This is a genomic window from Streptomyces sp. NPDC005533, from assembly GCF_042871845.1.
Taxonomy (GTDB): Bacteria; Actinomycetota; Actinomycetes; order Streptomycetales; family Streptomycetaceae; genus Streptomyces.
Genome location: NZ_JBIAJH010000006.1, coordinates 271,326 through 278,134 on the forward strand (window position 1 = coordinate 271,326; position 6,809 = coordinate 278,134).

A 6,809-nucleotide genomic window follows, 5' to 3' on the forward strand; every position below is an offset into this window, starting at 1 on the left:
GGTCGGCGCCGACGAGCACACCCGGCACGGCCGCCGGCGAGCACCCCATCACGGACCCGGGCCGGGGCCGCGGTTCGCCGGGCCCTGCGCAGCCGCACCGGCACCCGCGCCCGCGGGCGCCCGTACGATCTGCTCGCGCGTCGGCAGCATCGTGAGCTGCTTCTCGTCCCAGGACCAGGCGGTGATCAGCTCGTAGCCGCGGTTCCCGCTGGGCCCCCGCAAGACCACGTCCCGCCCGGCCAGTTCCACCGAGATGACGCTCTGCGTGGTCGCCATGATCCGGTCGAGTCGTCCGTCCGGGTCCGCGGTGTACACCCGTACGGACATCATCTGGTCGGGGAGTTCGATGCCGACGATCAACTCGTCCTTGCCGTTGCCCGTGAGGTCCCGGTAGTACGGCGTCAGCACCGGGCACGCCTCGGGTTCCGCGTCCCCGCCGTCCCCGCCCTCCCCGGCGTCCCCTTCCCCCGCGCACGCCCTGATCGCGTCCGCCGTCCCGGGCGGCATCCCGTCGGCGCCGGCGTCGGCGTTCGGGTGGGCCCGCAGCTCCGCCTGGACGAGGGCCACCGGATCGACGCCGTGCACGTCCTGGTCGTGCACGGGCGGGATGCCCTTGACGTACTCGGGCGGGGCCCCGCCCGGATCGGCGGGCGGTACGGTCGCCCCCGTACGGTCGGGCCACAGGTGGACGGGCCCGCTCGCCGCCGGCGTGGCGCCGGCCGCGACCAGCCCGCCGGCCTCACCGCAGCCGGCCAGCAGGGGAAGCAACGGAAGCAGGGCTGCGGCGGGCAGGGCGCGGAGTCGGGGTCCCGACGGGCGAAGCCTGTTCACAGCTCCCCGCGCCCTCCTCTCCGCGTGACGCGCCGACCGACCCCGACCGACCCCTACCGACGCCGACCGACGACGCCGAAGGTCAGCCGTCGGTGCGCCCGCGGCGCAGCATCGCGAAGCCGAGCCCGGCGGCGCCGACGGCCGCGATGCCGCCGCCGGCCGCGAGCAGCAGCACGCCCTCGCCCGGTCCGTCGGCCAGCGTGCTCAGGCGCTGGGCGTCGGCCGGCCCGGAGGCGAAGTCCCGGAGACCGTCGGTGGCCTGGCGCTGCGGAGCCGCGGCGGGGACCACGTGCCCGCTGCGGGTACCGGTCTTGTGCCCGTCGCCCGCGACGACGTGCCCGCCGCCCTGCGCGGTGGTGTCACCGACCCAGGAGGTCAGCCGGCCGGAGGAGTCCAGCGCTGCGTGCAGCTCCCCGGCCGTACCGAAGTCGGTGACGCCGTCGCGGCTGGTCAGCGTGGCCGCCGTGGAGCCGTCGGCGGTCAGGATCTCGGCCTGGTACGCGCCCTGGGCGGTGCGGTAGACCTGCGCCGTGGACGCGCCGTCCGCGAGGGAGAGGCTCTTGACCAGGGTCCGCTGCGGGGCCGCGGAGTGCGCGGACGAGACCGCCGGCACCCCTTCGGCCAGCGCGGCGGCGGTGGGCAGCGCCAGCAGGCTCGCGGCACATGCGGTCACGGCGGCGGCGCGAACGAGGGTGCGGCGGCGACTGACGGTGCTCACGGGAAGCCCTTCGGTGCTGGTGCTGGTCAGGTCCTGGCGTCTCCAGGTGGGACCAACCTAGGCGCCGGCCGTTGCGGCCGAGCCCCGGACGTGTAACAGCGAAGTCGCAACGTCCCGTCGGAGTCGTTACACAACCGAGGGATTGTGGTGCGGCGTTCCGGCTGCTCCCATGGACGGCGGGGGTGAGGGCGATGCGCGGACTCAAGGTGCTGTCGAGCGGCCGGCCCGGCCGCGGCCGGCTGTACGTCAACCTGCCCGACGGGCAGGCGGTCGCCTGGTACGACCGGCAGGCCAACCGGATCAGCGTGCTCGCGGACGACCACCGCGAGGCGATCCTGGCGGTGCTGCGCCCCTACCTGAGCGGGACCGTCTCGATCGGCCCGCCCCCGGTCCCCACCCGGGCCGACCTGCGGCGCCTCGCCCTCCCGCCGGACGCGGACCTCGCCCCGAACCGCCCCGGCGAGACCGTGCTGGGCGACCTCGACCACGGCTCGGCGGGCACCCGCGCCCGGCACCGGCTGCGCCAGGACCTCACCGCGCAGCAGCGGATGGGCGACGCCTTCGACGCCCTGGAGCCGGACGGCTGGCGGACCCTGCACTGCGTGCCGCTGCCCGGCCTGGGCCGCATCGACCACCTGCTCATCGGCCCGGCGGGGATCTTCTGCGTGCGTACGGTCCCGGCCCGCCGTCAGCGCGCGGTGGTCGGCGACCTCCTGCTCACGATCGGCCGGACCGAACCCCGCCCGGACCCCCGCTGGATCCGCCGCGCGGCGGCCCGCGCCTCCCTGGCGCTCACCGCCCGCGTCACCCCGGCGCTGGCCCTGGTCGACGCCTCCCGCATCGACAAGGCCCCCACGGTCCGCGACATCCGCCTCCTCCATCCCCCGACGGCCACTTCGGACCTCACGGGATCGCCCACCACCCTCAAACCCCCGGAAGTCGAAACCCTCTTCGCCCAGGCCCGCGACACGAGAACCTGGCTCCCCACCGCCCGACCCCCCGAATCCGGGCGCAACTCCCAGCGGTAGCCGGGGCAGAAGGAACGGCAAGGGGGAAACCGTCGCACCCCCCGGTCCGCGCCCGGCCGCTGCGGCGCCCGGCCACTGCGCCGCAAGCCCGCTGTCCGCGCAAGCCCGCTGCCCGCGCCCGCCCGCTGTCCGCGCCGGGCCGCTGCGCCGTAAGCCCGCCGCCCGCGCCGCTGCTGTGCCCGGCCACTGCGCCGCAAGCCCGCTGCCCGCGCCGCTGCTGCGCCGCAAACTCACCGCCCGCGCAGCCCACCGCCCGCGCCCGGCCGCTGCCCGCGCCGGGCCACTGTCCGCGCCCGGCCGCTGCGCCGCAAAGTCACCGCCCGCGCCCGGCCGCGCGCCGTAAGCCCGCCGCCCGCGCCGCTGCTGCGCCGCAAGCCCGCTGCCCGCGCCCGCCCGCTACCCGCGCCGGGCCGCTGCGCCGCAAAGTCGCCGCCCGCGCCCGGCCGCTGCGCCGTAAGCCCGCTGCCCGCGCCGCTGCTGCGCCCGGCTACTGCGCCGCAAGCCCGCTGCCCGCTGCCCGCGCCCGCCCGCCGGCCGCTGCAGGTGGCCGCCCACCGCCCGCGCAAGCCCACCGCCCACCGCCCGCGCCCGGCCGCCTCAGGCGGAGGACCGCTTCCGAGGGGTCGCCGTCTTCTTCGCGGCCGCGCCCGTCTTCTTCGCGGCCGCAGCCGAAGTGGACTTCTTGGCCGCCGACTTGCCGGCGGTCGACTTCTTCTTCGTCGCCGCCGAAGCCGACGCCGCGGTCTTCTTCGCCGAGGTCGCCGTGGACTTCTTGCCGCCCACCGCCTTCGGCGCGGCCGACGCCGCACCCGCACCCGAGCCCGCGCCCCGCGCCTTGCGCCGTAGCGGAGTCACCTCGCCCCCACCCTCGCCGCCGGCCTCCGCAGCCGCCTCGCCCCGAGACGCCTTCGCCGCCCGCACGCTCTTCTCCAGCGCCGCCATCAGGTCGATCACCTGGCCCCCGGCCGGCTCCCGCTCGGCCTCCGCCGGCTCGAACCCGCCGCCCGCCTTCGCCGCGATCATCGCCTCCACGGCCTCCCGGTAGTCGTCGTGCAGCGAGTCCATGTCCACCTCGCCCAGCGTCGCCATCAGCGCGTCCGCCAGGTCGAGTTCGGCCTCCCGGACCGACACCGTGACCTCCGGAGCCACCCCTTCCGGCGCCCGGATCTCGTCCGGCCACAACAGCCCGTGCATCGCGATCACGTCGTCGACGACCCGCAGCATGCCCAGCCGTTCCCGCCCCCGCAGCGCGTATTTGGCGATCGCGACCTTCCGGCTCCGCTTCAGGGCCTCGCGCAGGAGCGTGTACGGCTTGGCCGCCGTCGCCCCGTTCGCCGCGAGGTAGTACGCCGCGTCCAGTTGCAGCGGATCGATCTCGTCGGCGGGTACGAACGACATGATCTCGATCGTCTTCGCGGTCGCCAGCGGCAGCTGCGCCAGGTCCTCGTCCGTGATGGGGATGACCGACCCGTCGGCCTCCTCGTACCCCTTGCCGATCTCGGCGCTCGGCACCTCCTCGCCGTCCAGCTCGCACACCTTGCGGTAGCGGATCCGCCCGCCGTCGGCGAGGTGGATCTGGCGGAAGGAGATCGAGTGGCTCTCGGTGGCGTTCACGAGCTTGATCGGAATGCTGACCAGGCCGAAGGAGATCGCCCCGTTCCAAATGGATCGCACGGTTCCTCCTGATTCGTGGCAGTCTCATCGTATGACGCCGATCACCATGGTGGAGGGCCGTCGCATCGCGCTCAGCAATCTCGACAAGGTCCTCTATCCGGAGACCGGCTTCACCAAGGGCGAGGTGCTCCACTACTACGCCACCGTCGCGGGCCCGCTGCTCGCCCACGTCCACGACCGGCCGGTGTCCTTCCTGCGCTATCCCGACGGCCCCGACGGCCAGCTCTTCTTCACCAAGAATCCGCCGCCCGGCACGCCCGACTGGGTGAAGACCACCCCCGTGCCCCGCTCCGACGAGCTGTCCGCCGAGCAGGTGGTCATCGCCGACATGGCCTCCCTCATGTGGGCCGCGAACCTCGTCGTGGAGTTCCACACCCCCCAGTGGCCCGTCGGCAGCCCCGCCGTCGCCGACCGGATGGTCCTCGACCTCGACCCCGGCGCGCCCGCCACCGTCGTCGAGTGCTGCGCCGCCGCGCTCTGGCTGCGCGAGCGGCTCGCCGCCGACGGACTGCACGCCTACGCCAAGACCTCCGGCTCCAAGGGCATGCACCTGGCCGTGCCGCTGGAGCCGACCCCGTCCGCGCAGGTGTCGGCGTACGCGAAGCAGCTCGCCCAGGAGGCCGAGCGCGAGCTCCCCGACCTGGTGGTGCACCGCATGGCCAAGGCTTTGCGCCCCGGCAAGGTCTTCGTCGACCACAGCCAGAACGCCGCCGCCAAGACCACCGCCGCCCCCTACACCCTGCGCGCGCGGGCCCGGCCGACCGTGTCCGCCCCGGTGTCCTGGGAGGAGGTCGAGGCCTGCCGGACCCCCGCCGACCTGGTCTTCCTCGCCGACGACATCGTGCCGCGGCTGGAGCGCGACGGGGACCTCTTCGGCCCGCTGACCGACCCGGACCGGGCCGGCAGGCTGCCCGGAGGCCGGCCGTGATCCGCGTGGCGCTGGCCGCGGCCGTACGCAGCCTGCCGCGCGGGGAGGGGCTGGCGTACGAGCCGAAGTTCGACGGCCACCGGCTGGTGATCGTGCGCACGGCCGAGGGCGTGGTCCTCCAGGCGCGCTCCGGCCGCATCGTGACCAGCGCCTTCCCCGACCTGGCCACGGCCGCGCTGCAGCTGCCCGCCGCGACGGTGCTGGACGGGGAGGTGGTGGTCTGGCACGCCGGCCGTACGGACTTCGCCCTCGTCCAGCGGCGGGCGGCGGCCACGGCCGCACGGGCCGCCGTCCTCGCCCAGAGCCTGCCGGCCTCGTACGCCGCCTTCGACGTGCTGGAACTGGCCGGGCTCGACCTGCGCGCACGCCCGTACGAGCGTCGCCGGGCCCTCCTCGTCGACCTGCTCCTGCCGCTCGGGCCGCCCCTGCAGCCCGTACCGATGACGACCGACCCGGAACTGGCCGCCACCTGGTACGAGACCCTGCCCGCCAGCGGTGTCGAGGGGCTGGTCGTCAAGCGGCTGGACCAGGCCTACCCGGCCGGGCGGCGCGGCTGGCAGAAGCTCCGGCACACGGACGTCCGGGACGCGGCGGTGGTCGGCTACACCGGCACCCCGCGCCGCCCGCTCGCCCTGGTGCTCGTCCTGCCGGTCGGGGACGAGACCCCGCTGGTGTCCAGCCCGCTGACGGCGGCGCTGCGCGCGGAGGTGGCGGCGGAACTGGCCGCGCGCACGGCGACGGCCCCGTCCACCGGCACGCCCGCCGGCACGTCCACCGGCACGGTGACGGCGATCGGGCTCGGGGAGGTCCCTTTCCGGCCGCTCGACCCGCCGCTCACGGCGGAAGTCCGGCACACCTCGACCCGGCATCCGCCGCCGGAAGTGCTCCGGCTGCGGTCAGACCTCTGACCCGCGCGGGGCGCGCGGGTCAGAAGGTGGCTGGACGGCCGGACCGCCGGGCCGCCGGAGGTCAGGCGTGTGCGCCGCGTCCCGAGTCCGGGGGAGACCCCGGCTGCGGGTGCGGACCCGGTCCCTTGGGCTGCTCGTACCCCGACTCGCGCTCCTTCCTGACCTCGTCCGGATGGGTGGAGGTCGTGGAGCCGAAGTTCCCGTAGCCCTGCATCTCGTGCGGCCTCAGGCCGCCCTCGGGGATCTCCACGGGATCCCGCTCCTCGCGGACCTCGTAGACCGCCCCGCCGTTGGGCAGGTTCGGCTGTTCCTCGGTGGTGGGCGGCGGCGGTTCCTTCGCACGCACCCGCTGACCCAGCTTGAATCCGCCGAGCAGCAGGGCGACGACGATCAGTCCGACGAACAGGAACCACGCGATGTGGCTGAGGATCGCGTCCACGCTCAGGATCGTGTCCATGCTGCCCAGTTTCGCTCACATCGCCCCGATATGCGCACTCCCGCCCCGGAGGCTGTGCGCCACCCGGGGCGGAGCGCCGACGAGAACGCCCTCGCGCACGCCGACCCGAACGCCTTCGCGAACGCCCTCGACTAGGCCGTCTCTTCCGGATCTTGCCTCGCCCGCGTCGTCCGGCACCGCACCTCGCCGTGTTGGCGGAGCACCCCAGTACGTCCAGTACAAGGGCGCCCCGCCAACACGCCGATGCACGGCACCGGACGACGCG

General features: G+C 75.2%; 7 protein-coding genes. 3 read left to right on the plus strand and 4 right to left on the minus strand.

Annotated elements, in window-relative coordinates:
* Positions 1 to 48: 48 nt before the first annotated feature.
* On the minus strand, positions 49 to 831 hold the full coding sequence (locus tag ACFYP3_RS08945) for a hypothetical protein (protein WP_388828987.1): 783 nt from the start codon (positions 829 to 831) through the stop codon (positions 49 to 51).
* Between the two features lie 82 nt (positions 832 to 913).
* Positions 914 to 1,549, minus strand: coding sequence for a hypothetical protein (locus tag ACFYP3_RS08950; protein WP_388828990.1), 636 nt, complete (start codon positions 1,547 to 1,549; stop codon positions 914 to 916).
* 191 nt (positions 1,550 to 1,740) lie between these two features.
* Here ACFYP3_RS08950 and ACFYP3_RS08955 point away from each other — a divergent pair, with 191 nt between their 5' ends.
* Positions 1,741 to 2,577, plus strand: a complete 837-nt coding sequence (locus tag ACFYP3_RS08955; RefSeq protein ID WP_388828993.1) for a nuclease-related domain-containing protein — start codon at positions 1,741 to 1,743, stop codon at positions 2,575 to 2,577.
* Between the two features lie 597 nt (positions 2,578 to 3,174).
* On the opposite strand, the gene ACFYP3_RS08960 is transcribed toward ACFYP3_RS08955, so the two are convergent.
* Positions 3,175 to 4,251: a Ku protein gene (locus tag ACFYP3_RS08960; protein WP_388828996.1), complete on the minus strand. Its 1,077-nt coding sequence runs from the start codon at positions 4,249 to 4,251 to the stop codon at positions 3,175 to 3,177.
* A gap of 31 nt (positions 4,252 to 4,282) precedes the next feature.
* On the opposite strand from ACFYP3_RS08960, the gene ligD reads away from it, so the two are divergent.
* Together ligD and ACFYP3_RS08970 are read left to right on the plus strand one after the other, a co-directional pair.
* Positions 4,283 to 5,179 (plus strand): non-homologous end-joining DNA ligase, encoded by an 897-nt coding sequence (gene ligD, locus ACFYP3_RS08965; protein WP_388828999.1) that lies wholly within the window; start codon positions 4,283 to 4,285, stop codon positions 5,177 to 5,179.
* Positions 5,179 to 6,087, plus strand: coding sequence for an ATP-dependent DNA ligase (locus tag ACFYP3_RS08970; RefSeq protein WP_388829033.1), 909 nt, complete (start codon positions 5,179 to 5,181; stop codon positions 6,085 to 6,087). Before ligD ends, ACFYP3_RS08970 begins: the two co-directional genes overlap by 1 nt.
* Positions 6,088 to 6,148: 61 nt before the next feature.
* Here the strand turns inward: ACFYP3_RS08970 and ACFYP3_RS08975 are convergent, their stop codons facing one another.
* Positions 6,149 to 6,544 (minus strand): DUF6479 family protein, encoded by a 396-nt coding sequence (locus tag ACFYP3_RS08975; RefSeq protein WP_388829002.1) that lies wholly within the window; start codon positions 6,542 to 6,544, stop codon positions 6,149 to 6,151.
* Positions 6,545 to 6,809: the final 265 nt, after the last annotated feature.

What these genes read in the sequence shown, in the direction of transcription:
- ACFYP3_RS08955 (WP_388828993.1), top strand. Translation starts at nt 1,741, where the DNA reads ATGCGCGGACTCAAGGTGCTGTCGAGCGGCCGGCCCGGCCGCGGCCGG.
- ligD (WP_388828999.1), top strand. Translation starts at nt 4,283, where the DNA reads ATGACGCCGATCACCATGGTGGAGGGCCGTCGCATCGCGCTCAGCAAT.
- ACFYP3_RS08975 (WP_388829002.1), bottom strand. Translation starts at nt 6,544, where the DNA reads ATGGACACGATCCTGAGCGTGGACGCGATCCTCAGCCACATCGCGTGG.